Origin of the sequence: Edaphobacillus lindanitolerans, assembly GCF_900156305.1 — a bacterium.
Classification (GTDB): domain Bacteria; phylum Bacillota; class Bacilli; order Bacillales_A; family Planococcaceae; genus Bhargavaea; species Bhargavaea lindanitolerans.
Genome location: NZ_FTPL01000001.1, coordinates 201,250 through 226,550 on the forward strand (window position 1 = coordinate 201,250; position 25,301 = coordinate 226,550).

Annotated in this window: 20 protein-coding genes; all 20 read right to left on the reverse strand. The window is 57.9% G+C overall.

What is annotated here, in order from left to right; genetic code table 11:
• Positions 1 to 112 precede the first annotated feature (112 nt).
• The 20 genes from B0B07_RS00965 to B0B07_RS01060 all read right to left on the reverse strand — a co-directional run bounded on the left by B0B07_RS00965 (position 113) and on the right by B0B07_RS01060 (position 25,214).
• Entirely contained in the window at positions 113 to 4,411 is a 4,299-nt protein-coding gene (locus B0B07_RS00965; protein ID WP_076757449.1) for a PolC-type DNA polymerase III, read from the reverse strand.
• A gap of 102 nt (positions 4,412 to 4,513) precedes the next feature.
• A complete protein-coding gene (locus B0B07_RS00970) occupies positions 4,514 to 6,214 on the reverse strand; it encodes a proline--tRNA ligase (protein WP_076756506.1) in 1,701 nt (566 codons plus the stop codon).
• A 40-nt stretch (positions 6,215 to 6,254) separates the two neighbouring features.
• The gene (gene rseP / locus B0B07_RS00975; protein WP_076756507.1) at positions 6,255 to 7,514 is read right to left on the reverse strand and encodes an RIP metalloprotease RseP; all 1,260 of its coding nucleotides are present in this window, start codon (positions 7,512 to 7,514) and stop codon (positions 6,255 to 6,257) included.
• Between the two features lie 44 nt (positions 7,515 to 7,558).
• The gene (locus B0B07_RS00980; protein WP_076756508.1) at positions 7,559 to 8,707 is read right to left on the reverse strand and encodes a 1-deoxy-D-xylulose-5-phosphate reductoisomerase; all 1,149 of its coding nucleotides are present in this window, start codon (positions 8,705 to 8,707) and stop codon (positions 7,559 to 7,561) included.
• Positions 8,708 to 8,725: 18 nt separating this feature from the next.
• Entirely contained in the window at positions 8,726 to 9,520 is a 795-nt protein-coding gene (locus B0B07_RS00985) for a phosphatidate cytidylyltransferase (protein ID WP_076756509.1), read from the reverse strand.
• Positions 9,517 to 10,308 carry an isoprenyl transferase gene (locus B0B07_RS00990; RefSeq protein ID WP_076756510.1) on the reverse strand — a complete coding sequence of 264 codons (792 nt, stop codon included), beginning with the start codon at positions 10,306 to 10,308 and terminating at the stop codon, positions 9,517 to 9,519. The genes B0B07_RS00985 and B0B07_RS00990 overlap by 4 nt, the downstream gene beginning before the upstream one ends.
• Before the next feature lie 125 nt (positions 10,309 to 10,433).
• Positions 10,434 to 10,991 carry a ribosome recycling factor gene (frr, locus tag B0B07_RS00995; RefSeq protein ID WP_076756511.1) on the reverse strand — a complete coding sequence of 186 codons (558 nt, stop codon included), beginning with the start codon at positions 10,989 to 10,991 and terminating at the stop codon, positions 10,434 to 10,436.
• The gene (gene pyrH, locus B0B07_RS01000) at positions 10,991 to 11,716 is read right to left on the reverse strand and encodes a UMP kinase (protein ID WP_076756512.1); all 726 of its coding nucleotides are present in this window, start codon (positions 11,714 to 11,716) and stop codon (positions 10,991 to 10,993) included. Before pyrH ends, frr begins: the two co-directional genes overlap by 1 nt.
• Positions 11,717 to 11,800: 84 nt before the next feature.
• Positions 11,801 to 12,688, reverse strand: coding sequence for a translation elongation factor Ts (gene tsf, locus B0B07_RS01005; RefSeq protein WP_076756513.1), 888 nt, complete (start codon positions 12,686 to 12,688; stop codon positions 11,801 to 11,803).
• A 127-nt stretch (positions 12,689 to 12,815) separates the two neighbouring features.
• On the reverse strand, positions 12,816 to 13,544 hold the full coding sequence (gene rpsB / locus B0B07_RS01010) for a 30S ribosomal protein S2 (protein ID WP_076756514.1): 729 nt from the start codon (positions 13,542 to 13,544) through the stop codon (positions 12,816 to 12,818).
• A gap of 267 nt (positions 13,545 to 13,811) precedes the next feature.
• Positions 13,812 to 14,591: a GTP-sensing pleiotropic transcriptional regulator CodY gene (codY, locus tag B0B07_RS01015; RefSeq protein ID WP_076756515.1), complete on the reverse strand. Its 780-nt coding sequence runs from the start codon at positions 14,589 to 14,591 to the stop codon at positions 13,812 to 13,814.
• A 95-nt stretch (positions 14,592 to 14,686) separates the two neighbouring features.
• The gene (hslU, locus tag B0B07_RS01020; RefSeq protein ID WP_076756516.1) at positions 14,687 to 16,084 is read right to left on the reverse strand and encodes an ATP-dependent protease ATPase subunit HslU; all 1,398 of its coding nucleotides are present in this window, start codon (positions 16,082 to 16,084) and stop codon (positions 14,687 to 14,689) included.
• A complete protein-coding gene (hslV, locus tag B0B07_RS01025; protein WP_076756517.1) occupies positions 16,084 to 16,626 on the reverse strand; it encodes an ATP-dependent protease subunit HslV in 543 nt (180 codons plus the stop codon). Before hslV ends, hslU begins: the two co-directional genes overlap by 1 nt.
• A 14-nt stretch (positions 16,627 to 16,640) precedes the next feature.
• A complete protein-coding gene (xerC, locus tag B0B07_RS01030) occupies positions 16,641 to 17,540 on the reverse strand; it encodes a tyrosine recombinase XerC (RefSeq protein WP_407643850.1) in 900 nt (299 codons plus the stop codon).
• 103 nt (positions 17,541 to 17,643) lie between these two features.
• Positions 17,644 to 18,954: an FADH(2)-oxidizing methylenetetrahydrofolate--tRNA-(uracil(54)-C(5))-methyltransferase TrmFO gene (gene trmFO, locus B0B07_RS01035; protein WP_076756519.1), complete on the reverse strand. Its 1,311-nt coding sequence runs from the start codon at positions 18,952 to 18,954 to the stop codon at positions 17,644 to 17,646.
• A gap of 17 nt (positions 18,955 to 18,971) precedes the next feature.
• Positions 18,972 to 21,044: a type I DNA topoisomerase gene (gene topA / locus B0B07_RS01040; protein WP_076756520.1), complete on the reverse strand. Its 2,073-nt coding sequence runs from the start codon at positions 21,042 to 21,044 to the stop codon at positions 18,972 to 18,974.
• Between the two features lie 252 nt (positions 21,045 to 21,296).
• Positions 21,297 to 22,187: a DNA-processing protein DprA gene (dprA, locus tag B0B07_RS01045; protein WP_076756521.1), complete on the reverse strand. Its 891-nt coding sequence runs from the start codon at positions 22,185 to 22,187 to the stop codon at positions 21,297 to 21,299.
• A 65-nt stretch (positions 22,188 to 22,252) separates the two neighbouring features.
• Complete coding sequence (sucD, locus tag B0B07_RS01050; protein ID WP_076756522.1) at positions 22,253 to 23,155, reverse strand: succinate--CoA ligase subunit alpha; 903 nt, start codon at positions 23,153 to 23,155, stop codon at positions 22,253 to 22,255.
• A 16-nt stretch (positions 23,156 to 23,171) separates the two neighbouring features.
• Positions 23,172 to 24,332 (reverse strand): ADP-forming succinate--CoA ligase subunit beta, encoded by a 1,161-nt coding sequence (gene sucC, locus B0B07_RS01055; protein ID WP_076756523.1) that lies wholly within the window; start codon positions 24,330 to 24,332, stop codon positions 23,172 to 23,174.
• An 87-nt stretch (positions 24,333 to 24,419) separates the two neighbouring features.
• A complete protein-coding gene (locus tag B0B07_RS01060; RefSeq protein ID WP_084186490.1) occupies positions 24,420 to 25,214 on the reverse strand; it encodes a ribonuclease HII in 795 nt (264 codons plus the stop codon).
• Positions 25,215 to 25,301: the final 87 nt, after the last annotated feature.

The following is a 25,301-nucleotide window of genomic DNA, read 5'->3' on the forward strand; positions in this document are numbered from 1 at the left end:
CGGAAAAAAGCTCTCGACAAACAGAAAAGAGCGGGAGATCCCACTCTTCTGCGCGCGACTATCCGAACTTGTTGAAATAATATTACCATAGCCGCATGGGTGTTGCAACAGATCAGAACAGTGAAAGCTGATTCGCCTCGGGCATGCCTTCCAGGCAGCCAAGCTCATCCATATAGTCGATGATGGCCCTTGAAACCCGGCCCCTTTGCTGCAGATCTTCCTTGGAGAGGAACTCTCCCTCTTCCCGCGCTTCGACAATCTGGCGTGCGACGTTGTTGCCGAGGCCCGGAACGGCGTTGAACGGCGGGATGAGAGAATCGCCCTCGATGACGAATTCGGTCGCTTTTGACTTGTACAGATCGACCTTGGCGAACCGGTATCCGCGCTCGCACATTTCGAGTGCAAGTTCGAGCACGGTGAGCAGGCTCTTCTCTTTCGGGGACGCTTCCAGCCCCTTCGCTTCGATCTCGTCGATTTTGGCCCGGATCGTGGCGGAACCCTTGTTCATCCCGATCAAGTCGAAATCCGATGCCCGGACGGTGAAGTAGGCGGCATAGTAATACAGCGGCTCATGGACTTTGAACCAGGCGATCCGGACCGCCATGAGCACATAGGCGGCTGCGTGCGCCTTAGGGAACATGTACTTGATCTTCTTGCAGGAGTCGATGTACCAGTTCGGCACACCCTTCGACTTCATCTCGGACTCGAATTCAGGCGTCAGCCCTTTCCCCTTCCGGACCGATTCCATGATCTTGAATGCGAGCGACGGCTCGAGCCCCTGGTAGATCAGGTAGACCATGATATCGTCCCGGCAGCCGATCACTTCGGACAGGACGCATGTCTTGTTGTGGATAAGTTCCTGTGCATTGCCGAGCCAGACATCCGTCCCGTGGGACAGTCCCGAAATCTGGACAAGTTCCGAAAACGTCGACGGCCTCGTGTCCTCGAGCATCTGACGCACGAATCGGGTTCCGAATTCCGGAATGCCGAGCGTCCCGGTCTTGCACCGGATCTGCTCTTCGGTGACGCCGAGCGATTCGGGACCGCTGAAGATCTTCATCACTTCCGGATCGTCCGTCGGGATCGTTTTCGGATCCAGGCCGGACAGATCCTGGAGCATGCGGATGACGGTCGGGTCATCATGGCCGAGGATGTCGAGCTTCAGCAGGTTGTCGTGGATCGAATGGAAGTCGAAATGCGTCGTCTTCCACGAGGATTCCTGATCGTCGGCCGGGTATTGGATCGGCGTGAAGTCAAAGATGTCCATCGTGTCCGGGACGACGATGATCCCGCCGGGGTGCTGCCCGGTGTTCCGCTTGACGCCGCTGCAGCCTTGTACGAGGCGGTCGATCTCTGCCCCTCTGATCGTGAGACCGTTGTCGTTCATGTATCCGCGCACATATCCGTAGGCGGTCTTTTCTGCAACCGTTCCGATTGTACCGGCACGGTACACATAGTCTTCACCAAACAGTTCTTTTGTATAATTGTGTGCCCGCGGCTGATATTCGCCGCTGAAGTTCAGGTCGATATCCGGGACCTTGTCCCCTTTGAATCCGAGGAAGGTCTCGAACGGAATATCGTGGCCGTCCTTTTTCATCGGAATGCCGCATTCCGGGCAGTCTTTCCTCGGCAGATCGAAACCGGAGCCAATGCTTCCGTCCGTGATGAATTCGGATTTCTTGCATTCCGGGCAGACATAATGGGGAGGAAGCGGGTTCACTTCGGTGATTTCCATCATCGTCGCGACGAGGGACGAACCGACCGATCCGCGCGACCCGACGAGGTAGCCGTCGTCGAGCGATTTCTTCACGAGCTTGTGGGAAATCAGGTAGATGACGCCGAAGCCGTGACCGATGATCGACTTCAGTTCCTTCTCCAGCCGGTCGGTGACGATCTGGGGCAGTTCCCCGCCATAGATGGAATGGGCCATCGTGTAGGTCAGGTTGCGCACTTCGTCGTCCGCTCCCTCGATGACCGGGGTGAACAGCTCATCCTTGATGACCTGCACTTCCCCGATCTGCTCCGCCACCCATGCCGGGTTGTCGATGACGATCCGGGCGGCGGTTTCCTCACCGAGAAATGCGAATTCATCGAGCATCTCATCGGTAGTCCGGAAATGCACATCGGGCAGAGAATGCCGGTTGAGCGGATTTGCGCCTCCTTGGGAGCCGACAAGGATCTTGCGGTACGCGGCCTGATGCTCATCAATGAAATGGACGTTGCCCGTGGCTACGACCGGCAGGCCGGTCTTTTTGCCGAGCTTCATCATTTTCCGGATGATGTCTTCAAGGTTCCATTCGTCCCGCACAAGCTCAAGTTCAATCAGATGGGAATAGACCGGTTTTGGATGCACTTCAAGGTAATCATAGAACTTTGCAATCTCCTCCACTTCATCGAGCGGCTTCTGCATCAGGCCCTCGAACACTTCGCCCTTGTCGCAGCCCGAACCGATGAGGAGGCCTTCCCGGTGCCGTTGCAGCACGGAACGCGGAATTCGCGGCACCCGGTAGAACGTCTCCGTATGGGATGCGGACACCAGTTTGAACAGGTTTTTCAGCCCGGTCTGGTTTTTGACAAGGATCGTGCAGTGCGACGGGCGGGCGCGTTTGTAAGCGTCGCCGCCGCCGATGTGAAGGTTGAATTCGTTGTGGTTCCGGATGTCCAGCTCCTCTGCCTCTTTCAGGAGATGGACAAGCAGATGGCCGGTAGCCTCACAGTCATAGATGGCCCGGTGATGCTGGGTCAGGTCGATGCCGAACTTTTTGCAGAGCGTGTTCAGCCGGTGGTTTTTCAGTTCCGGGTGAAGCAGCCGGGCAAGCTCCAGCGTATCGATGACCGGATGGGTCCTTTCAGCGATCTCCGCCTGCTTGTATGCCTCATACAGGAAGCCCATGTCGAATGAGGCGTTGTGCGCGACGAGAATGCCGGAACCGGCCCACTCATGGAATCGCTTCGCCACATCTTTGATGTCCGGGGCACCCTGCACCATGTCATCCGTAATGCCGGTGAGCTCGATCGTCGTCGCGGAGAGCGGGTGGCCGGGATCCGAGAAGCTTTCGAACGTATCGATGATTTCACCGTCCTTCACCCGGACAGCGGCCAATTCGATGATCTTGTCGTAGACCGCCGACAGGCCCGTCGTCTCCACGTCAAAAACGATGTATTCGGCTGCATCCAGAGGCCTGTCCACTTCGTCGTAGGCGATCGGCACCCCGTCGTCCACGATGTTCGCCTCCAGACCGAAGATGACTTTGATGCCGTGTTTCTGCCCGGCAGAGTAGGCTTCCGGAAACGCCTGGACATTTGCATGGTCTGTGATGGCGACAGCCGGATGTCCCCATTTGGCAGCCTGGGCGACAATGTCTCCCGCGGAAACGACCGCATCCATCTGGCTCATGTTTGAATGGGCATGGAGCTCAATCCGCTTCCGGCCTTCGGGGGCATTGTCTTTCCGGACGGCCGGTGCGATTTCCATAATGTCCTGGGCCATCATGATGAGGTCCCGGACGAAGGTGTCGTTTTGGATCGATCCCCTTGCACGGATCCAGGCGCCTTTTTTCAGGCCGGTCATCGCTTCGGCGTCCTCCTTGTCGCGTGAGAACATCTTCACCTGGATGGAGTCGGTGTAGTCTGTCACTTTCGCCGTGAGCAGGGACCGGCCGCTGCGGAGCTCCCGGACTTCCACGTCGAAGACGACCCCTTCGATCGTCACCCTGCGCTCTTCGTCCTGGATCAGGCGGATGCCGGTGATCGGCTCGTCCGGCTTGATCGGCAGGCCGATCGAAAACGGCCCTTCCGGCTTCCCTGATTCTTTCTTTTCCTTCTCGCGTTTCTGAAGGTCGGCAAGCGCCCGGCTGGCGAGCGCCTCTTCTTCAGCCCTGCGCTGTTCCATGAACTTCCGCCGCTCTTCTTCCGCGCCTTCATCTTCCTCGCCGAGAACGAAGTCGACCGATATGGCCGGGAAGCCGAAGCCGGCATATCCCCCAGACAGAAGACCCGCATACTTTCCTTTCATCGTCTGGAGCTCGAGCTCGGAACCGCATGTCAGCTGGAGCGATTGCCCGTTCCAGGACGGCAGCTGTTCCGATAGCCGCTTCCTCACCGGCGGGGACATGTCCTGAAGTTCCTCCAGCACATGGCGCCAGTATCCTTGGACAAGGTCTGCGTCCACCGCCGGCTCTTCTGCCCGGATATCAAGCCGGACGCGCGCCACAGGACTGAATGCCGCATCGACCCTCTTCCTGAATTCCGCAAACACGGAGGCCGGCAATATCTGTTTGACCGTTACGCGGAAATGCCAGACACGGGATACTTTATGTACATCCAGCCGTTCGAGCGCGGCCCCTTCAAAATGCCTGACCGTCCCGTCATCGGTCATGCCGATATGCTGCAGCAGGATATGGAACCGCATTTTCGGATCCTGTTCCAACGTTGTTCTCCCCTTTCGCGCCCGGAGAGAAAAAAGAAGGGAAAAGCCCGAGGCGGGCCATTCCCATTCTTTCCGAGCCTTTGATCAGCCGAAGAACGAACGGAGCTTGTCCGTCAGTTCTTCTTTTTTCCATTCGACCGTTTCCCCGGTCTTCCGGAATTTCACTTCCACGATTCCCTCGGCAGCCTTTTTGCCGACCGTGATCCGCACCGGCAGGCCGATGAGGTCGGCATCCGCAAACTTGACGCCCGCCCGTTCCGCCCGGTCGTCGTACAGGCAGTCATACCGGTAGGACGTCAGGAGATGGTACAGGTCGTCCGCCAGCTGACGCTGGTCATCATCCTTGATGTTGACGGGCACAAGGTGGATGTCCGCAGGGGCCATCTCCTTCGCCCAGGCAAGCCCGTTGTCGTCATGGAACTGCTCGGCCATCGCCGCCAGGATCCTTGAAACGCCGATTCCATAGCATCCCATGATGTATGGCTGCTCGCGGCCGTTGTTATCAAGGAACTTCCCGTCCATCGGTTCGCTGTAGGTCGTGCCGAGCTTGAAAATATGTCCGACTTCGATGCCCCTCGCGAACTTGATCGTTCCCACGCCGTCCGGCGAAGGATCGCCTTCCATGATGAACCGGAGATCCTCGTAGGCATCTGCCGAGAAGTCCTTCTCGGGGTTCACGTTCTTGAAATGATATCCGTCTTCATTTGCACCGGTCACGGCGTTGCGCATCGACCGCACCGCATGGTCCGCAATCACCTTAAGGCCGGTAGGCAGCTTGACTGGACCGAGCGAGCCGATGTCGGTGCCGGTCGCTTCCTTCACCTGTTCCGGCGTCGCCAGTTCGACGACCTTTGCATCCAGTGCATTTTTCACCTTGATGTCATTGACGTCGTGGTCACCGCGGCACAAAACGATCACCGGCTCATCATCGACCATAAATACAAGGGTCTTGACGCAGTCGGCCGGCTGCACGCCGAGGAATTCGGAAATCTCGGAGATCGTCCGGACTCCGGGCGTCTCCACCTTCGCGATCGGCTGCTCTCCGGCTTCAGGAGCCGGATAGTCCATCCTGACTTCCGCCATCTCGATGTTCGCCGCGTAGTCCGACGAGTCGCTGTAGGCGATCGTGTCTTCCCCGATGTCGGAGAGCACCATGAATTCATGTGTGTCTTTCCCGCCGATCGCACCGGAGTCGGCGATGACCGCGCGGAAGTTGAGGCCGAGGCGCGTGAAGATGTTCGTATAGGCCTGCTTCATGTCCTCATACGTTGCATCCAGGCTGTCCTTTGTATCATGGAACGAATAGGCGTCTTTCATAATGAACTCCCGGCCGCGGAGCAACCCGAAACGCGGACGCTTCTCATCACGGAATTTGGTCTGGATCTGATACAGCGTGAGCGGAAGCTTCTTGTAGCTTTTGATCTCGTCGCGAAGAAGGGAAGTAATCACTTCCTCATGGGTCGGTCCAAGTGCAAATTCCCGCTCATGGCGGTCATGGAGACGCATGAGTTCCGGACCGTATGTGTACCAGCGGCCGGTCTCTTTCCAGAGTTCCGCCTGCTGGAGCGACGGCATGAGCACTTCCGATCCGCCGATTGCGTCCATTTCCTCACGGACGATCGTCTCGATTTTCCTCAGCATCTTCTTGCCGAGCGGAAGGTAGGAATAGACACCGCTCGTGTTTTGCCGGATGTAACCTGCCCGCAGCAGGAACTGATGCGAACGGATCTCCGCATCAGCCGGCGTTTCTCGCAAAGTTGGAATGAACGTTTTGCTTTGTCTCATCGGATTTTGCACCCCGGATTCGTCAGTAGTTGGTATGTCGTCAGAAGAAGAACCGCTGGATATCGTTCCAGGTGACGACAATCATGAGCAGCATAAGCAGCATGATGCCGACAAGATGGACCATGCCTTCTTTCTGTTTGTCGATCGGCTTGCCTCTCAGGGCCTCGAAGCCGAAGAACAGGAGCCGTCCCCCGTCGAGCGCCGGAAGCGGCAGCAGGTTCATGATGCCCAGGTTGATGCTGAGCACGGCTGCCCAGTTCATGAGGTTGAACACCCCGTACTGGGCCACCTGTCCCGTCGCCTGGTAGATTCCGACCGGGCCGGACAGCGCGTCGATCGAGAACTTGCCGGTTACGAGCATTCCGACCAGTTCAAAGATCCTCTTGAACCAGAACCATGTTTGTTCCCCGCCGTAGACAACCGCCTTCAGGGGGTTCTTTTCATAGACCGGTTCATGGAGCACGCCGATCTGTCCGATCTTCTGTCCTTCCACATCCACCGAATCCGCAGTCACCGGGAATTTCAGGTGCTCGCCGTTTCGGTCAACGCCGATCTCAAGCTTTTCCCCGGGGCGGTCCTGGATGATCGCAGCGAATGCGTTCCAGGTGTCGACCTTTTTGCCGTCCACCGATTCGATGATGTCGCCCGGCTCGATGCCCGCCGTGATGGCAGGCCCGTTGTCGGTGACGTCCTTGATGAGGGCTTCGTTCGTCGGAATGCCCTGAAGCAGGCCGAGAAGCGTGAAGATGAAGAAGGCGAGGATGAAGTTGAACAGCGGCCCGGCGAAGATCGTCAGTGCCCGCGCGCCGAGCGGCTTCGACTCGAACTGGCGGTCATGCGGGGCAATGAGCATCTCCTGCCCTTTTTCCGCGATGACTGCCTGGCGGGAGACCGCATAGCGGACCTTCTGCTCTTCTTCATCGTAGCCTTCGATATAAAGATCCTTTTCCAGGTCCGCCTTTTCCACTTCGAGATAAAGCATGTCCGGCGTCCGGTCGTTCTGATTCAGGACAATCCGCTTTGCCTTGCCGTCCCTGTCCAGGATGAGCCCGATCCGGTGGCCGGGCTGCAGTTCGAACGTATCGAAATCTTCTCCCGCCATGCGGACGTATCCGCCCAGAGGCAGAAGGCGGATCGTGTAAAGCGTTTCTCCCTTTGTGATGCCGATCAGCTTCGGCCCGAAGCCGATCGCAAATTCCCGCACCATGATCCCCGTCCGTTTGGCGAACAGGAAATGGCCGAGCTCATGGAAAAATACAAGCGTGCCGAAGACGACAACGAATGCAATGATTGTTTGCATGGGCACCCACCTTCAACCGGACAGAAGCCGGATTTCATATCACATTATTTTACCATATCGAGTACGCATTTTCTTGCCAGGGTGTCCGCTTCCATGACAGTGCCGAGATCCGGCTTGGAAATCACTTCATGGCGGTCCAGCACCCGCTCCACGAGTGTCTCGATCTCCGTGAAGGCGATCCGGCCGTCCATGAACAAACCGACCGCCGCTTCGTTCGCGGCGTTCATGACAGTAGTGGCCGTGCCGCCCGTCTTGCCCGCCTCGAAGGCGATCCGGAGGGCGGGATACCGCTCCAGGTCGACTTCCTCGAAGTGGAGGGATCCGATTTTGGCGAGATCCAGCCGGTCCGTCCCTTTTCTCGGGAATCGGTCCGGCCAGGTGAGCGCATACTGGATCGGAACCCGCATGTCCGGCGTTCCGAGCTGGGCCATGACGCTCGTGTCGGTGAATTCGACCATCGAGTGGATGATGCTCTCACGGTGGAGCAGGACATCGATGCGGTCATACGGCATGGCGAACAGATGATGGGCCTCGATGACTTCAAGCCCTTTGTTCATCATCGTCGCGGAGTCGATGGTCAGTTTGCTGCCCATCGACCAGTTCGGATGGGCGAGTGCCTCCTCGATCGTGACCCCTTCCAGTTCGGCCCGCGTCCGGTCACGGAAGCTGCCGCCGGAAGCCGTCAGGATGAGACGCTCGGCCTGACCGGGGGTTTCCCCGTTCAGCGACTGGAACAGGGCGGAGTGCTCACTGTCGACGGGAAGGAGGGCCACGCCGTTCCGTCTTGCTTCCTCCGTCACGATCGTGCCGGCCGCTACGAGGGTTTCCTTGTTGGCGATGGCAATGTCCCTGCCGTTCCGGATCGCCTCGATCGTCGGCTCGAGTCCGAGACTTCCGACGACGGCGCTGACGACGACGTCCGCATCCGACCCGGCCGCCACATCGATGAGGCCTTCCCTGCCGTAGACAAACTCGGTGCCCGGGAATTCCTGTTTCAGGGCGGCCGCATCTTCCGGTTTATCGACCGAGACGATTTCAGGCCCGGTTTCCCGGATGATCTCCCTCAGCTTTTCGATATTGCTGCCCGCGGCAAGCGCCGTAATCTTGAATTGTCCGGGCGCTTCGCGGACCACATCAACTGTCTGGGTGCCGATGGATCCCGTCGCACCGAGAAGGCTGATCTTCTTTACCATATGAATCTTCCTTTCAGGTCATCCGACAAAATGAAGAAGATTGAGCAGCGGCAGGACAAACAGCAGGCTGTCGAACCTGTCCAGGATGCCGCCGTGCCCCGGGAGAATCTTGCCGGAATCTTTCACGCCGTAATGCCGCTTGAGCGCAGATTCCACCAAGTCTCCGATTTGTCCCATCACCGAAGCGAGGATGGTCACGCCGATGAGGATGAGATACGAATGGGTCACCGGCATGAACATCTGGAAGATGCAGGCTGCAATGACCGCAACCACAATTCCTCCGACGAACCCTTCGATTGTTTTATTCGGTGATATTTCCGGCCAGAGTTTCCGCTTGCCGATCGCCCGTCCCGTGAAATATGCACCCGTATCCGTGAGCCAGACGACAATCAGCGCATAGACGATGTACTCGAGCCCCGCATCCCGGGTGATGATCAGATAGTAGAATCCGATCCCGAGGTAAAGCATGGCGAGCACCGTGAATGCCGCGTGCTCGAACGTGAACCGATTCTTCACGACGACCGTGTAGATGAGGAGCATGAGGACGAGCGCGTAGACGACCTCGATTTTCGAGTAGCCGGTGAATGATGTGACCGCTTCGGCCCAGTCCGGCTTCAGCAGGAAGCTGAACAAGGCGAGTACCGCAAGCAGGCCGGGAACCGATGCAACCGGGATCTCCTTCATCCGCAGCAGCTCATACATGCCGACTGCCGCAAGCAGAAAGACGGCAAGCGTGAACGGGAGGCCGCCGATGATGACGAGCGGGACGAACAGGAGACCGGCGACGATGGCCGTGATGATCCGTGTCTTCATTTGGCCTCCTCCTTGCCGATGCCGCCGTATCGGCGGTTTCTTGCCTGATAGCCGTCGATGGCCTCGCGAAGTGCGGCTTCATCGAAATCCGGCCAGAGCGTGTCCGTGAACCAGAACTCGGTATAGGCCAGCTGCCAGAGCATGAAATTGCTCAGGCGGACTTCACCGCTCGTCCGGATGAGCAGGTCGGGCTCCGGAAGGTGGGCGGTCATGAGCGCGGCCGAGATCATCCGCTCATCGATCTCTTCCGGACGGACTTTTCCTTCGTCCACTGAGCGCGCAATCGACTTGACCGCATCCGCCAGCTCCGCACGGCTGCCGTAGTTCATGGCGAAATTCAGGATGAGCCCGTCGTTCTCCGCAGTTTCATCCATCGCCCTGCGTATGGCCCGCTTTGTGTGCGGGGGCAGGCTTTCGTAGTCCCCGATCATTTCGACCCGGACGTTTTGCTCGATCAGTTCCGGAAGATAAGTCCCCAGGAATTCATCCGGAAGCTTCATCAGGAATTCCACCTCGGGCTTCGGACGTTTCCAGTTCTCGGTGGAGAAGGCGTACAGCGTCAGGACCTTCACCCCGAGCAGGTTGGCCTCCCGCGTGATCTTGCGAACGGTCTTCATCCCTTCATGGTGACCGGCGATGCGCGGCAATGCCCGCTTCTTCGCCCAGCGTCCGTTGCCGTCCATGATGATGGCGATATGTTCAGGGACTTCACGGGTGCCGGGGTTCTGCCCCTCAGGTGTTTCTGCAGCTTCCCGCCCGCCTTTTTTGCGGATCAGTTTATCCAACATATTCTGAAATCCTCCACTCAACTGCAATTCGAGATTGATGCCTTTGTCTATCATAGCAGTTTTTGGCCCACTACAAAAGGCGTCCTGTCAGAATAGGACGCCTCATTGCGGAAATGGTTCGGATGTCAAACTTCCATGATTTCCTGTTCTTTCTCTTTGGCAATCTCATCGATTTCTTCGATGTGGCGGTCGGTCAGCTTCTGGATGTCATCGGCATAGCCGCGGAGATCATCTTCTGTGATCTCCCCGCCCTTCTCCATCTTCTTGAGGCTGTCATTGCCGTCTCGGCGCACGTTCCGGATGGCGACTTTCGCATCTTCCGCTTCCCGCTTGACCTGCTTCGCCAGCTCTTTGCGGCGTTCTTCGGTCAATGCCGGAACGGCGATGCGGATGACGTTGCCGTCATTCGCCGGTGTAATTCCGAGATCCGACTTCAGGATCGCTTTTTCGATGTCATTGATCACGGACTTGTCGTACGGCTGGATGACGAGAAGGCGTGCTTCCGGCACCGAGATGCCGGCCAGCTGATTGATCGGTGTCGGTGCACCGTAGTAGTCGACCGTGATCCGGTCGAGGAGTGAGGCGCTTGCGCGGCCCGCACGGATGCCTGCAAGTTCCCTCCTGTATGACTGGATCGACTTCGCCATTCGGTCTTTCGTTTCTTCGATGATCAGATTCACCATTACGAATTCCTCCTGACGACCGTCCCGATTTCTTCGCCGAGGACGGCCCGTTTGATGTTCCCGTTCTCCATGATCGAGAAGACGATGAGCGGGATGTCATTGTCCATGCAGAGCGTGGAAGCGGTCGAGTCCATGACCTGAAGACCTTCCTTGATGACGTCGAGGTAAGTGAGGGCATCATATTTCACCGCATCGGCATTTGTCCTCGGGTCATCCGAATAAACGCCGTCGACGTTGTTCTTCGCCATCAGGATGACGTCGGCTTCGATTTCGGCCGCCCGGAGCGCAGCTGTCGTGTCCGTCGAGAAATACGGATTGCCCGTTCCTGCGGCGAAGATCACGACCCGTTTTTTCTCGAGGTGCCGGATGGCCCGTCTGCGGATGTACGGCTCGGCCACCTGGCGCATTTCGATCGAAGTCGACACCCTCGTCTCGATGCCCAGTTTTTCAAGGGCATCCTGCAGGGCCAGCGAATTCATGACGGTGGCAAGCATGCCCATGTAATCGGCAGTGGCCCGGTCCATGCCCATCTCGCTTCCGACTTTGCCTCTCCAGATGTTGCCTCCGCCGACGACGACGGCCACTTCCACGCCGAGGTCGACCACGTCTTTCACCTGCTCGGCCACGGATTTGATGATTTTGGGGGCAAGGCCGAAGCCCTGTTCCCCCGCCAGCGCTTCCCCGCTCAATTTCAGGACGACTCTTTTATATTTCGGTACGCTCATGAGGTCTCCTCCATCATCGCTGTTTTTTATCGAAAAATAGGGAACACCGATTTCGTGTTCCCCATGGAAGTATTCGGTTGAAGGTCAGTTCCCTTTGACCTGGTTCATGACTTCTTCAGCGAAGTTGTCTTCGCGCTTCTCGATGCCTTCGCCGACTGCATAGCGGACGAATGCTTTCAGTTCGCCGCCGGCAGACTTGACGACTTCACGGACTTTCTTGTCCGGGTCTTTGACGAACTGCTGATCGAGCACGCAGATTTCTTCGAAGAATTTGCCAAGACGGCCTTCGACCATTTTAGCGACGATGTTTTCCGGCTTGCCTTCGTTGAGGGCCTGCTCCGTAAGGACCTTGCGCTCATGTTCAACTTCCTCTTCGGACACTTGGTCGCGGGAGATGTATTTCGGATTGAGGGCTGCGATGTGCATCGCCACGTCTTTTGCGACAGCGTCATCAGTCGAGCCTTCGAGAAGCGTCAGCACGCCGATGCGGCCGCCCATGTGGATGTAGGCGCCGAATGCGTCGCTGTCCGTTTTTTCGAGGACTTCAAAGCGGCGAAGCGTGATCTTTTCACCGATTTTTGCAACTGCGTTGGAGATATGGTCTGCAACCGCGCTGCCGTTTTCCATCGTCGAGGAAAGCGCCGCTTCGACATCAGCCGGCTGTTCCTTGAGGATGTGCGCCGCGAGGTCGGAGACGAGCTGCTGGAACGCCTCGTTTTTGGCGACGAAGTCCGTTTCGGCGTTCACTTCGAGGATGACGGCTTTGTTGCCTTCAACTTCGACAGCCACCGAACCTTCGGCCGCGATGCGGTCCGCTTTCTTCGCTGCGCTCGAAAGTCCTTTTTCGCGAAGGAAGTCGATTGCGGCTTCCATGTCGCCGTCAGTCTGAGTGAGGGCTTTCTTGCAGTCCATCATGCCCGCGCCAGTTTTTTCGCGGAGTTCTTTGACCATTTGTGCTGTTACTGCTGCCATTGGGCATTCCTCCCGGTCTGGATAAGTTTATGTGAGGCGGAAAAAGATCGGCCGCCCTTGTACACCCTGGATTGTTCAAAAAAAGCGATAAGTGACGTAGAGCCGCTTATCGCCTTTCGTGAGAGTCTTACTCGGCTGCGACTTCCTCTGCCTGAGCTTCGACTTCTGCTTCTTCGCCTTGCTTCGATTCTACGAGGGCATCCGCCATCTTGCTTGTGAGCAGGCGGACTGCACGGATCGCGTCGTCGTTCGCAGGGATGACGTAGTCGATTTCATCCGGATCGCAGTTCGTGTCGACGATGCCGACGATCGGAATGTGGAGCTTGCGGGCTTCAGCGACCGCGATGCGCTCTTTGCGCGGGTCAACGACATACATGACGTCAGGAAGACCGTTCATGTCGCGGATTCCGCCGAGGAACTTGACGAGACGTTCATGTTCTTTTTTAAGCTGGATGACTTCTTTCTTAGGAAGTACGTCGAATGTGCCTTCCTCTTCCATCTTTTCGATGTCCTTCATGCGCTTGACGCGCTTCTGGATCGTACCGAAGTTTGTGAGGAGGCCGCCGAGCCAGCGTTGGTTGATGTAGTATTGGCCTGCGCGTTCCGCTTCTTCACGGATTGCGTCCTGGGCTTGTTTCTTCGTGCCGACGAAGAGCACCTTGCCGCCTTCAGCGCCTGTCTGACGCATGAAGTCGTATGCTTCCTCGAGTTTCTTGACCGTTTTTTGAAGGTCGATGATGTAGATGCCGTTACGTTCGACGAAGATGTATTTTTTCATCTTCGGGTTCCAGCGGCGTGTCTGGTGGCCGAAATGTACGCCGGCTTCCAGCAGTTGCTTCATTGTGATGATCGCCATGTGTGTGTTACCTCCGTTTTGGTTTTTTTGTTCCTCCGCACCGTTTCATCCTTCCGGGCGGCCTTTCGGCACCTGCCCGTCCGTCACAGCGCGTGTGTATTCACACCATTTGAGAATATACCATGGATTCCGCCCCATTGCAACCAGAAACACATGATTGCAGAGAGATTGCCCCCGAATGCCGGCGCTTCATCCGGCACCCCGCAGCCCGCTTCATTAAAACAGGGCTGCCCGCAATGGACAGCCCCGGATCCGCAAAAGCGGAAATCACTTGGATTTGAGTTCTTCGAGCTGAGCGAGGAATTTGTCGTTCAGCACTTTGATGTAGGTCCCCTTCATGCCGAGCGAACGGGATTCGATGACGCCGGCACTCTCAAGCTTGCGGAGTGCGTTGACGATGACCGAGCGCGTGATGCCGACGCGGTCTGCGATCTTCGATGCGACGAGCAGGCCTTCGCTGCCGTCGAGTTCCTCAAAGATGTGCTCGATCGCTTCAAGTTCGCTGTAGGAAAGCGAGTTGATCGCCATCTGGACGACCGCCTTGCTGCGGGCTTCCGCCTCGATCTCTTCGGATTTTTCACGGAGGATTTCCATGCCGACGACGGTTGCGCCGTATTCCGCCAGGACGAGGTCGTTCTCGGTGAACTCATTCTTGGCACGGCCGAGGATCAGCGTGCCGAGACGCTCGCCGCCGCCGATGATCGGAACGATCGTCGTGAGGGCATCCTGGAAAAGGTCCTTGTTCTCGACCGGGAATACCGTATGTTCGTTGTTGATGTCGAGGTTCGGGGAAGTTTCCGTGACATTGAACAGATTCCGTGTATATTCTTCCGGGAACTGGCGCTTCTCGAGCATTTCCTGCATGCGCTCGTTCTGGATCTCCTGGTGGATCGTTGCGCCGAGAAGCTTGCCCCGCCGGCTGACGATGAAGACGTTGCTTCCGATCACATGCGACAGGGTGTCCGCCATTTCCTTGAAGTTGACCGGCTTGCCGGCGGATGCCTGGAGCATGGAGTTGATCTCTCGTGTCTGATTCAAAAGTGACATAATAAATAATTCCTCCTAAATGGATGTGTGTCCTTATCGAATATTCTAAAGGTTGTTAATCGTTTATGGAACTAAAACGATTTGTTTTTACAGGATTACAGGATGAATTGTGACAAATCTTTGTTCTTTACAATGTTGTTCAATTTTCCGTCAACATATTCCGGAGTAATCTGGATGGACGCGGGCGCGATGTCCGATGCCTGGAAGCTGAGATCTTCAAGCAGCTTCTCAAGAATCGTATGGAGGCGGCGCGCGCCGATGTTCTCGGTTTCGGCGTTTACCTCGGTCGCGATTTCCGCGATCCTGCCGATCGCGGCGTCGGTGAAGGTGATTTCGACTTCCTCCGTCGCAAGCAGGAGGCTGTACTGACGGATCAGCGAGTTGTCCGGCTCTTTGAGAATCCGCACAAAATCATCTTTCGTCAGCTTGTCGAGCTCCACCCGGATCGGGAAACGGCCCTGAAGTTCCGGGATGATGTCGGAAGGCTTCGCGATATGGAAAGCCCCGGCACCGATGAACAGCATGAAATCCGTTTTCACGGGACCGTATTTCGTCGTGACGGTCGTGCCTTCCACAATCGGGAGTATATCACGCTGAACACCCTCGCGGGATACATCCGCCGACGACGAGGCCCCCTGCCGCGACGCAATCTTGTCGATTTCATCGATGAAGATGATCCCGTGCTGCTCCGCCCGTTCGATCGCGTCCTGGGAAATCTCTTCGCGGTCGACGAGCTTTTCGGCTTCCTCGAGCGCCAGTACGCGGCGGGCGTCCTTCACCCGCATCTCCCGCTTGCGTTTTTTCTTCGGCATCAGGCCGGAGAGCGCATCCTGCATGTTCATGCCCATCTGTTCCATTCCCGAACCTTGCATCGCGTCAAACAAAGACGGGGGCTCTTCCGAAACCTCGACGGTCACGAGTTTCTCTTCGAGCTTGCCCGCTTTCAGGTCCGATCGGACGTCAGACCGCTTGGTCCGGATCTCGGGGTCTTCCTCCGTCTCTTCCCGTGCCTGGTTTTGCTGTCCGAACAGCATTTCAAACGGATTTTGGCCTGTCCGTTCTTTCTTGAGCGACGGCACGAGCAGCCGGACAAGACGCTCCTCGGCAAGTTCTTCGGCCCGGTCTTTCACTTCTTCCATCTTTTCCGTCCGGACAAGCCGGACCGATGCTTCCACAAGATCCCGGACCATCGACTCGACGTCGCGGCCGACATAGCCGACCTCGGTGAACTTTGTCGCCTCCACCTTGATGAAGGGGGCGTCCGACAGCTTGGCGATCCGGCGGGCAATCTCGGTTTTCCCGACGCCGGTCGGCCCGATCATGAGGATGTTTTTCGGGATGATCTCCGAACGCTCTTCTTCTGTGAGCAGGCTGCGTCTGTAACGGTTCCGCATGGCGACCGCAACGGCCTTCTTCGCTTCGTCCTGGCCGACGATATGCCGGTCCAGCCTTTCCGTCAGCTGCTTCGGGGTGAGTTGCGTGGTCGTTCTCATCAGCCGATCACCTCCAGGATAATCCGGTCATTCGTGAACACACAGATGTCCGCAGCCGTCTCAAGCGCCGCACGGGCGATCTGCTCGGCATCCAGCCGGTCCCCGGCATGCTTCTTCAGCGCCCGGCCGGCGGCCAGTGCATAATTGCCGCCGGAGCCGATGGCCAGGATGCCGTCATCCGGCTCGATCACTTCCCCTGAGCCGGACACGAGGAGCATCTCCTTGTCATTCATGACGATGAGCATCGCTTCAAGTTTCTGCAGCGTTCTGTCGCTCCGCCATTTTTTCGCCAGTTCCACGGCAGCCCGCTGAAGATTGCCGTCATACTCCATGAGCTTCGCCTCAAACAATTCAAACAAGGTGAACGCGTCGGCGACGGAACCGGCAAAGCCGGCCACCACCTTGCCCCCGAACAGCCGGCGCACCTTACGCGCCGTGTGCTTCATGACAACCTGGTTGCCGAGGGTCACCTGACCGTCGCCCGCCATGGCACCCTTGCCGTTGTGACGGACAGCGAATATCGTCGTTGCATGCAGTTCCATGCCGTTCCTCCTCACTATGCTCTCGGATGGGCATTCATATAAGTATTCCTCAGATGATCTTTCGTGACATGCGTGTAGACCTGCGTGGATGACAGGCTCGCGTGGCCGAGCAGTTCCTGGACGGAACGCATATCGGCCCCGTTGTTGAGCAGGTGGGTCGCGAACGTATGCCGGAACATATGGGGGTGGACCGGCGAGTGAAGAGCCGCCCGTTCCACCATCCCGTCAAGTATGTAGCGGATTCCCCTGTCCGTGAGCGGCGTTCCCTTCATATTGACGAACAGCCGGTCATGCTTGTTCCCCTTCAAGATCCTCGGACGCGCTTCGGCCAGATAGGTTTCAAGCGCCTCCCGCGCATAATGGCCGAACGGAATATACCGTTCCCGTCGGCCTTTCCCCATCACCCGGACGATATCAAGCGACGGATCCGGATCCGTGACCTTGAGCCCCGTCATCTCGGATACCCGCATCCCCGTCGCGTACAGCAGCTCCAGAATCGCCAGGTCCCGCAGCTCCTTCGGAGAAGTGCCTCGGTTCGCCTCGAAAAGCCGCTCCATCTCTTCTTCATAGAAGAACTGGGGCAGCCTCTCCTCCTTTTTGGGATGGAAAAGCGATCGGAAGGCGCTGTCGTCGATCCCGTACCTGGCGCTGGCGAACTTGAAAAACGACCGGAGCGATGAGATTTTCCGCGAAATGGTCGCCCTCGAAAGGCCGCGGTCATAGAGCCGGGTCACAAACAGGCGCGCTTCCGGATATCGGATGTCCGTCCCTTCGCCGAGCCCCTCGCCTTCCAGGAAGGCGAAAAACTCCTCCAGGTCTTTCCGGTAACCGTCCACCGTCAGAGGGGAGAAGTTCCGCTCCAGCCGGATATACGACTGGAACTCTTCCGCAGCATCCTTCACTCTGCCGTTCACCCGCATCACCCCTCAGATGGTTGTTGTCAGTTCATTTTCATACCATTCCCCGTGCAAATACAAAAGCCTCTAAAAGTATAAGACATTTAGAGGCTTTGCACAATCAATCCGCTATTGTATTCTTGAAATTTCGAATTGTGCCGAGCGCCCGCTCAGCCTGCTTCTCGGCCCGCTCTTGTTTTTTGCGGACTTTCTCGCCGAGCGAGGGGAACAGGCCGAAGTTGACGTTCATCGGCTGGAAGTTGTTCGGATCTGCTTCGCTGATGTAGCGGGCCATGCTGCCGAGCGCCGTTTCCGCCGGGAAGACGACCGGCTCCTGGCCGAGTGCGAGGCGTGCCGCGTTGATGCCCGCGACGAGTCCGCTGCCCGCCGATTCCACATAGCCTTCCACCCCGGTCATCTGGCCGGCGAAGAACAGTGTGTTGCGGCTGCGCAGCTGGTATGTCGGCCCGAGCACTTTCGGGGAATTGATGAACGTGTTGCGGTGGATGACCCCGAAGCGGACGATCTCCGCTTCTTCAAGGCCCGGGATGAGACGGATGACTTCACGCTGCGGGCCCCATTTCATATGGTTCTGGAATCCGACGATATTGTAGAGCGTTCCGGCGGCGTTGTCCTGCCGGAGCTGGACGACCGCATACGGCGTCTTGCCGGTTTTCGGGTCCTCGAGTCCGACCGGCTTCATCGGGCCGAAGCGGAGCGTGTCACGGCCGCGGCGGGCCATCTCTTCGACCGGCATGCACCCTTCGAAGTATTTCTCTTCCTCGAAGTCCTTCAGCGCGACCGTTTCTGCCGTGGTCAGGGCTTCATAGAACCGGTTGTACTCTTCCTCGTTCATCGGGCAGTTCAGGTAGGCTGCCTCCCCCTTGTCGTAGCGGGACTTCAGATAGACCTTGTCCATGTCGATGGAATCCTTCTCTATGATCGGCGCGGCCGCATCATAGAAATATAGATCATACTCGCCCGTCAGCCTGCCGATCTGCTCGGCGAGCCCTTCGGAAGTAAGTGGACCCGTGGCGATGATGGTGATTCCATCCGGGATCTCGGTCACTTCCCCGTTGATCACCTCGACGAGCGGGTGGTTTTTCACCTGCTCCGTCACCCGGCCGGCAAAGTCATGCCGGTCCACTGCAAGGGCGCCGCCTGCCGGGACCGCACTGGAGTCGGCAGACTGCATGATCACAGAGTCAAGGATCCGCATTTCTTCCTTCAGGACGCCGACGGCATTCGTCAGGTTGTTCGCACGGAGGGAGTTCGTGCAGACAAGCTCTGCAAACTGTCCGGTGTGATGTGCGGGCGTCTGGCGTACCGGACGCATTTCATAGAGGCGGACATTGACGCCCCTTTTGGCGATTTGCCAGGCGGCTTCGCTTCCCGCGAGGCCGGCCCCGATTACATTGACGACTGGTGCCATGTCCAGTCAGCCCCCTTTCACTGTTGCGGCTGTTCTTTATAGTCACAGTCTGCGCACTGGATCTGCTTTCCTTTTTTCAGCTTCTTCTCGACGAGCATGCCGCTGCATTTCGGACAAGGCCTTGCGACCGGCTTGTCCCACGAGATGAAGTCGCAGTCCGGATAGCGGTCGCAGCTGTAGAAGATCCGCTTTGTCTTGCTCTTCCGCTCCACGACTTCGCCCTCTTTGCATTTCGGGCAGGTGACGCCGATCTTTTTGAGGATCGGTTTCGTGTTCCGGCAGTCCGGGAAGTTGGAGCATGCCATGAATTTGCCGTACCGGCCGAGTTTGATGACCATCGGGGAACCGCACTTTTCGCAGTCCTCGCCCGCCGGCTCGTCCTTGATGACGACCTTCTCCATCTCGGCATCCGCGACTTTCAGGCGCCGCTCGAAGTCCTTGTAGAATGAATCGATGACCTCGACCCAGCGGTTCTGTCCCTCTTCGATGCTGTCGAGGTCTTTCTCCATCTCGGCCGTGAACTCGATGTCGATGATTTCAGGGAAGAATTCCTGGACGAGCGAGTGGACGATCTCCCCGAGCTCGGTCGGGACGAACCGCTTGGCGTCGAGCGACACATAGCCGCGCTTCTGGATCGTGTCCAGCGTCGGTGCATACGTCGACGGGCGGCCGATGCCGAGCTCCTCGAGCGTCTTGACGAGGCGCGCTTCCGTGTAGCGGGGAGGCGGCTGGGTGAAGTGCTGTTTCGGTTCGATCTTGACGCTCTTCACGATGTCGCCCTTCTCCATCGGAGGGAGCATTTTCTCTTTTTCGTCCGTCTTGTCGTCTTCGCCTTCCACGTACACTTTCATGAAGCCCGGGAATTTCACCTGGGAGCCGGTCGCCCGGAACATGACATCGCCCTGGACGAGGTCAGCCGTAACCGTGTCCAGGATCGCCGGCGCCATGCGGCTCGCGATGAAGCGTTCCCAGATGAGCCTGTACAGCTTCAGCTGGTCGTTGGAAAGGACGGCCTTGAGGGATGCCGGCGTGCGGAGGACGGACGTGGGGCGGATCGCCTCGTGGGCATCCTGCGCATTTTTCTGTTTCGTCTGCCGTTCTCCCGGCGCCCCGAATTCTTTGCCGTATTCGGAATTGATGAAGTCGGACGCTTCCTTCTTCGCGGTGTCGGAGATCCGGGTGGAGTCCGTCCGCATGTAGGTGATCAGACCGACGCTGCCTTCCTTGCCGACGTTGATCCCTTCGTAGAGCTGCTGGGCGAGCATCATCGTCTTGCGGGCGCGGAAATTCAGCTTCCTGGCTGCTTCCTGCTGGAGGGACGACGTCGTGAACGGAGGTGCAGGGTTGCGCTTGCGTTCCTTCTTGATGAGTTCGGCAACTTCAAACTCATCACCCTTCAGCTTGCCGAGCACCCGGTCGACCGAAGCGCGGTCCGGGAGCTTCACCTTCTGTCGGCCGTCTCCATGATAGCCGGCCGTGAATTCTTTCTTCCCTTTTCCGAACGTTCCGGTGATCGACCAGTACTCTTCGGGCTTAAATTGCCGGATTTCATTTTCCCTGTCGATGATGAGCCGCAGCGCAACCGATTGCACGCGTCCGGCCGACAGCCCCTTCTTCACCTTTTTCCAGAGGATCGGGCTGATGTTGTATCCGACAAGCCGGTCGAGCACGCGCCTTGCCTGCTGGGCATCGACGCGGTCTTTGTTGATCGGCCGCGGATGCTTGAATGATTCGACGATCGCATCTTTCGTGATTTCATTGAAGACGACCCTGCAGTCGGTGTCTTCATCGATTCCGAGTGCCTGTGCAAGATGCCAGGCGATCGCTTCCCCTTCTCTGTCGGGGTCGGATGCGAGAAAGACTTTCTTCGCTTTTTTCGCAGCGCTCTTCAGTTCCTGTAGAACCGGCCCCTTGCCGCGGATGGTGATGTACTTCGGCTCGTATCCGTGTTCGACGTCCACGCCCATCTGGCTGCGGGGCAGGTCGATGACGTGTCCGACGGATGCTTTCACTTTATATTTTTTACCAAGATATTTTTCAATCGTCTTCGCTTTTGCGGGCGATTCGACGATGACGAGATAATCCGCCATTCAAACTGCCTCCTGTCGAGGTTGCCATTGCCATTGTAAACAAAGTCCTGTTGCAAAATGTAATATAACTTCTATTTAAATGCAACCATTTTCGGTTCCTGCCCTTGTTCCGGATGCCGCAAACGTTCCGTTCCGGCCGGTGATTATGGACCTGCATCCGGGCCCGGATCACCGTTCTTTGAAACCGTTTGCCGTTTTTCCGGAGGCTCTGGCCGCCCCGGGTTCCGCAGACGCCGGGAGTCCTCCGGCCGGTCATGTCCCTCCTCCCGGCGGACCGCCAAGGACGGTGTGGCCGTCCAGTGCCGGGGTGGCCCCTTCAAGGATGAGCCGGTTCGGTCCGGCCGAGAGCGGCGAATTCACCGGACCCGGAACGGCCTGGATGTCCTTGCCGTGTTCCAGGGCATGGTCGATCGTGCTCATCGTCCCGCTCTTCGACGCCGCCTCGGTGACGATGACGATATCCGAGAGGCCGCTGATGATGCGGTTCCTCATCGGGAACTGCCATTTTTTCGGCCCTGCGTACGGCGGGTATTCCGTGAGGAGCAGATGCTCCTTCCCGATCACCTCGTACAGGGCGTTGTTCTCTTTCGGGTAGCGGTGGAACAGTCCGTGGCCGAGTACCGCGATCGTCCTGCCGCCGTACCGGATGGCCGCATCATGGGCCATCGCATCGGCACCTTTCGCGAGGCCGCTGACGATCGGGATGCCCTCGCCGACGAGCGGAGGGACGATCAGGGAGATGGCTTGCCGGGAATACGAAGTGGCCCGCCGCGAGCCGATGACGGCCGCTTTTTTGGGAATTGAAAGGATGGTCGGATCCCCTGCGGCATAGAGCACGGCCGGGGGATCGATGAGGCGCTTGAGGGAAGTCGGGTACAGGGGGTGGGTGTAAGGGATCGGAATGATTGAGCGGGCGGCATACATGTCTGTGTACGGGGGGTCCGCCTGCCGGGCGATCCGGCTCTGGAGAAGTTTTGCCCTTTCCATGTCAAGGTCAAGCAGGAAAGCGAGCTCTGAAGCGCGCATGCGGCCGGCCGCCTCCAGTTCCGGGTCCGCGGCGAGCAGCCGGTCCAGCCGGTTCAACGGGGCCGGGAAGGCATAATGCAGCGCTAAAAGGCGTTCCTCAAAATCTTTGATCTCCACAACCTCCTTCCGGCGGATGCCGGGAAATAATAAAAGTGCGGCGCGAGATGCGCCGCACTTTCATTTTAGTTTGTTTTGCACTTTTCGTACAGGCCCTTTTCCTTCAGGACCTTGATCATCGTTTCACCGATGACGGATGGCGTTTCGGCAACTCTGATGCCGGCCGCTTCCATCGCCGCGATTTTGTCTTTTGCTGTTCCTTTGCCGCCGGAAATGATGGCGCCGGCATGGCCCATGCGCTTCCCTGGAGGTGCCGTCTGGCCGCCGATGAAGCCTGTTACCGGCTTCTTCATGTTGGCCTTGACCCACTCTGCCGCTTCTTCTTCGGCCGTTCCGCCGATTTCGCCGATCATGACGACCGCAAGTGTTTCAGGGTCTTCATTGAACTCTTTGAGAACGTCGATGAAGTTCGTGCCGTTGACCGGGTCTCCGCCGATTCCGACTGCAGTCGTCTGGCCGATGCCTTCGGTCGACAGCTGGTGGACCGCTTCGTACGTGAGTGTCCCGGAGCGGGAAACGACGCCGACGTGGCCCTTCGTGTGGATGTAGCCCGGCATGATGCCGATCTTGCACTCGTCCGCCGTGATTACGCCCGGGCAGTTCGGCCCGATGAGGCGGGTCTTCTTGCCTTCCATGTACCGGACAACCTTCACCATGTCCAGAACCGGAATATGTTCGGTGATGCAGATTGTGAGATCGAGTTCCGCATCGACCGCTTCAAGGATCGCATCGGCTGCGAACGGAGCCGGAACATAGATGACGGAAACGTTTGCGCCCGTCGCTTTGACCGCTTCCTCGACCGTGTTGAAGACCGGTACGCCTTCAACTTCCGTGCCGCCCTTGCCGGGCGTCACGCCGCCGACGATCTTCGTGCCGTATTCGATCATTTGTTTCGTATGGAAAAGGGCAGTGGAGCCCGTGATTCCCTGTACCAGAACTTTTGTATCCTTATCGATATAAATGCCCATCGTTTTCCCGCCTTTCTTAGCCTACGAGTTCGACAATTTTTTGTGCGCCGTCCGCCATGGAGTCGGCGGAAGTGATGTTCAGACCGGATTCGTTCAGAAGCTTCTTGCCCGCGTCAACGTTCGTGCCTTCAAGGCGGACAACGAGCGGCACTTCAAGGCCGAGTTGCTTCGTCGCCTGGATGACGCCTTCTGCAATGATGTCGCACTTCATGATGCCGCCGAAGATATTGACGAAGATGCCTTTCACGTTCGCATCGGACAGGATGATCTTGAATGCTTCTGTCACTTTTTCGGCTGTCGCGCCGCCCCCAACGTCGAGGAAGTTGGCCGGTCGGCCGCCGTAGAAGTTGATCGTGTCCATCGTGGACATGGCGAGGCCCGCACCGTTGACCATGCAGCCGATGTTTCCGTCAAGGGATACGTAGCTGAGGTCATATTTCGATGCTTCGATCTCTTTCGGATCTTCTTCGTCGAAGTCGCGGAGTTCCACGATGTCGGCATGGCGGTAAAGTGCGTTCGAGTCAAAGTTGAACTTCGCGTCGAGCGCCATGACTTTGTCGTCGCCCGTGACGACGAGCGGGTTGATCTCGACGATCGAAGCGTCTTTGCTGATGAATGCTTCGTAGAGGCCGAGGAACAGCTTCGCTGCCTTGTTTACGAGCTTCGCAGGGATGTTCATGTTGAAAGCCATGCGGCGCGCCTGGAAGCCGGCAAGGCCGATGACCGGGTCGATGACTTCTTTGAAGATCTTCTCAGGAGTCTTTTCGGCCACTTCCTCGATGTCCATGCCGCCCTCTTCGGAGCCCATCAGGACAACGCGGTCCGTCGAACGGTCCACGACGAGGCTGATATAGTATTCTTTGAGGATGTCGGACCCTTCCTCGATGTAGAGTCGCTTGACTTCTTTCCCTTCAGGACCCGTCTGGTGTGTGACGAGGACTTTGCCGAGAAGTTCCTTCGCGTAGTCGCGCACTTCATCGATGCTCTTGGCGAGCTTGACGCCGCCGGCCTTCCCGCGGCCACCCGCGTGGATCTGTGCCTTGACGACGGTAACAGCGGAGCCGAGTTCCTTCGCCGCCTTCACGGCCTCTTCCGGGGAAAATGCAACCATCCCCTTCGGAACTTCGACGCCGAATTCGCGAAGAAGCTGTTTCCCTTGGTACTCATGGATATTCATCTTACATCCTCCAATCGAACTGCTGATAATTTCTTGCCATCCCCCATTGTAATCAACTCGTCACAGGTTGTCCATAATTGTTGACGATCAAGATCGAATTCCGACGGTTTGTGCCGCACAGCCGGCAACCGGGGCGAATGACGTCCGGTGTTCCGGGCACGGTCCGTGCTGCTCAAGCGCCCGCAGATGCTCCGGAGTCGGGTAGCCGGCATTGCGCTTGAAGTTGTAGACGGGATGCCGTTCATGCAGCCTGTCCATATACCGGTCCCTCTCCGTCTTGGCAAGGACGGATGCCGCCGCGACCGCAAGGCTCTTTGCATCGGCTTTGACGACGCTGCTGCACGGGATGCCCGCATCCAGGTTCATCGCATCCGCGATCACCGACTCCGGGCGGACATCGAGGGCGCGGACGGCCTCCTCCATCGACCGCTTCGTCGCCTGGTAAATGTTCAGACGGTCGATTTCCGCGGCGGGCTGCACATGGACGGACCAGGCGACCGCCGTTTCGCGGATGAGTTCCGCGAGCCGCTCCCGCTCACTGCGGGTCAGCGCCTTCGAGTCGTCCAGGCCGACGAGCGTCGGCGCATGGGGGGGAAGGATGACCGCCGCCGTCACGACCGGTCCGGCGAGGGGCCCCCTCCCCGCCTCGTCCACTCCCGCCACCCGGTCGAGCGGGTCAGACCGGAAGCCGGCATCGAACGCCTCCTTCCCGAGATGGCTGCTGCGCATCTTTTCCGCTTTCTCCCGGCGCCTTTCCCAGGAGGCGATCAGTTTCTTCACGCCGGCGCGGCTGTCTGCCTTCAGCGCGCAGAACAATTCCTCGCCGCCTTCCGCGGTTTCCAGCCACTCCCTGACTTCCTTCACCGTCATCTTTTCTTTCATGCTTGTTCCACCTTCCGTTATGTATAAGGGCATGCCGGGGGAACGCATCGAAATCCGGCGACGGCCCGTTCCGCTTCGGCAAAACGC

What these genes read in the sequence shown, in the direction of transcription:
- B0B07_RS00965 (WP_076757449.1), bottom strand. Translation starts at nt 4,411, where the DNA reads ATGCGGTTCCATATCCTGCTGCAGCATATCGGCATGACCGATGACGGG.
- B0B07_RS00970 (WP_076756506.1), bottom strand. Translation starts at nt 6,214, where the DNA reads ATGAGACAAAGCAAAACGTTCATTCCAACTTTGCGAGAAACGCCGGCT.
- rseP (WP_076756507.1), bottom strand. Translation starts at nt 7,514, where the DNA reads ATGCAAACAATCATTGCATTCGTTGTCGTCTTCGGCACGCTTGTATTT.
- B0B07_RS00980 (WP_076756508.1), bottom strand. Translation starts at nt 8,707, where the DNA reads ATGGTAAAGAAGATCAGCCTTCTCGGTGCGACGGGATCCATCGGCACC.
- B0B07_RS00985 (WP_076756509.1), bottom strand. Translation starts at nt 9,520, where the DNA reads ATGAAGACACGGATCATCACGGCCATCGTCGCCGGTCTCCTGTTCGTC.
- B0B07_RS00990 (WP_076756510.1), bottom strand. Translation starts at nt 10,308, where the DNA reads ATGTTGGATAAACTGATCCGCAAAAAAGGCGGGCGGGAAGCTGCAGAA.
- frr (WP_076756511.1), bottom strand. Translation starts at nt 10,991, where the DNA reads ATGGTGAATCTGATCATCGAAGAAACGAAAGACCGAATGGCGAAGTCG.
- pyrH (WP_076756512.1), bottom strand. Translation starts at nt 11,716, where the DNA reads ATGAGCGTACCGAAATATAAAAGAGTCGTCCTGAAATTGAGCGGGGAA.
- tsf (WP_076756513.1), bottom strand. Translation starts at nt 12,688, where the DNA reads ATGGCAGCAGTAACAGCACAAATGGTCAAAGAACTCCGCGAAAAAACT.
- rpsB (WP_076756514.1), bottom strand. Translation starts at nt 13,544, where the DNA reads ATGGCGATCATCACAATGAAGCAACTGCTGGAAGCCGGCGTACATTTC.
- codY (WP_076756515.1), bottom strand. Translation starts at nt 14,591, where the DNA reads ATGTCACTTTTGAATCAGACACGAGAGATCAACTCCATGCTCCAGGCA.
- hslU (WP_076756516.1), bottom strand. Translation starts at nt 16,084, where the DNA reads ATGAGAACGACCACGCAACTCACCCCGAAGCAGCTGACGGAAAGGCTG.
- hslV (WP_076756517.1), bottom strand. Translation starts at nt 16,626, where the DNA reads ATGGAACTGCATGCAACGACGATATTCGCTGTCCGTCACAACGGCAAG.
- trmFO (WP_076756519.1), bottom strand. Translation starts at nt 18,954, where the DNA reads ATGGCACCAGTCGTCAATGTAATCGGGGCCGGCCTCGCGGGAAGCGAA.
- topA (WP_076756520.1), bottom strand. Translation starts at nt 21,044, where the DNA reads ATGGCGGATTATCTCGTCATCGTCGAATCGCCCGCAAAAGCGAAGACG.
- sucD (WP_076756522.1), bottom strand. Translation starts at nt 23,155, where the DNA reads ATGGGCATTTATATCGATAAGGATACAAAAGTTCTGGTACAGGGAATC.
- sucC (WP_076756523.1), bottom strand. Translation starts at nt 24,332, where the DNA reads ATGAATATCCATGAGTACCAAGGGAAACAGCTTCTTCGCGAATTCGGC.
- B0B07_RS01060 (WP_084186490.1), bottom strand. Translation starts at nt 25,214, where the DNA reads ATGAAAGAAAAGATGACGGTGAAGGAAGTCAGGGAGTGGCTGGAAACC.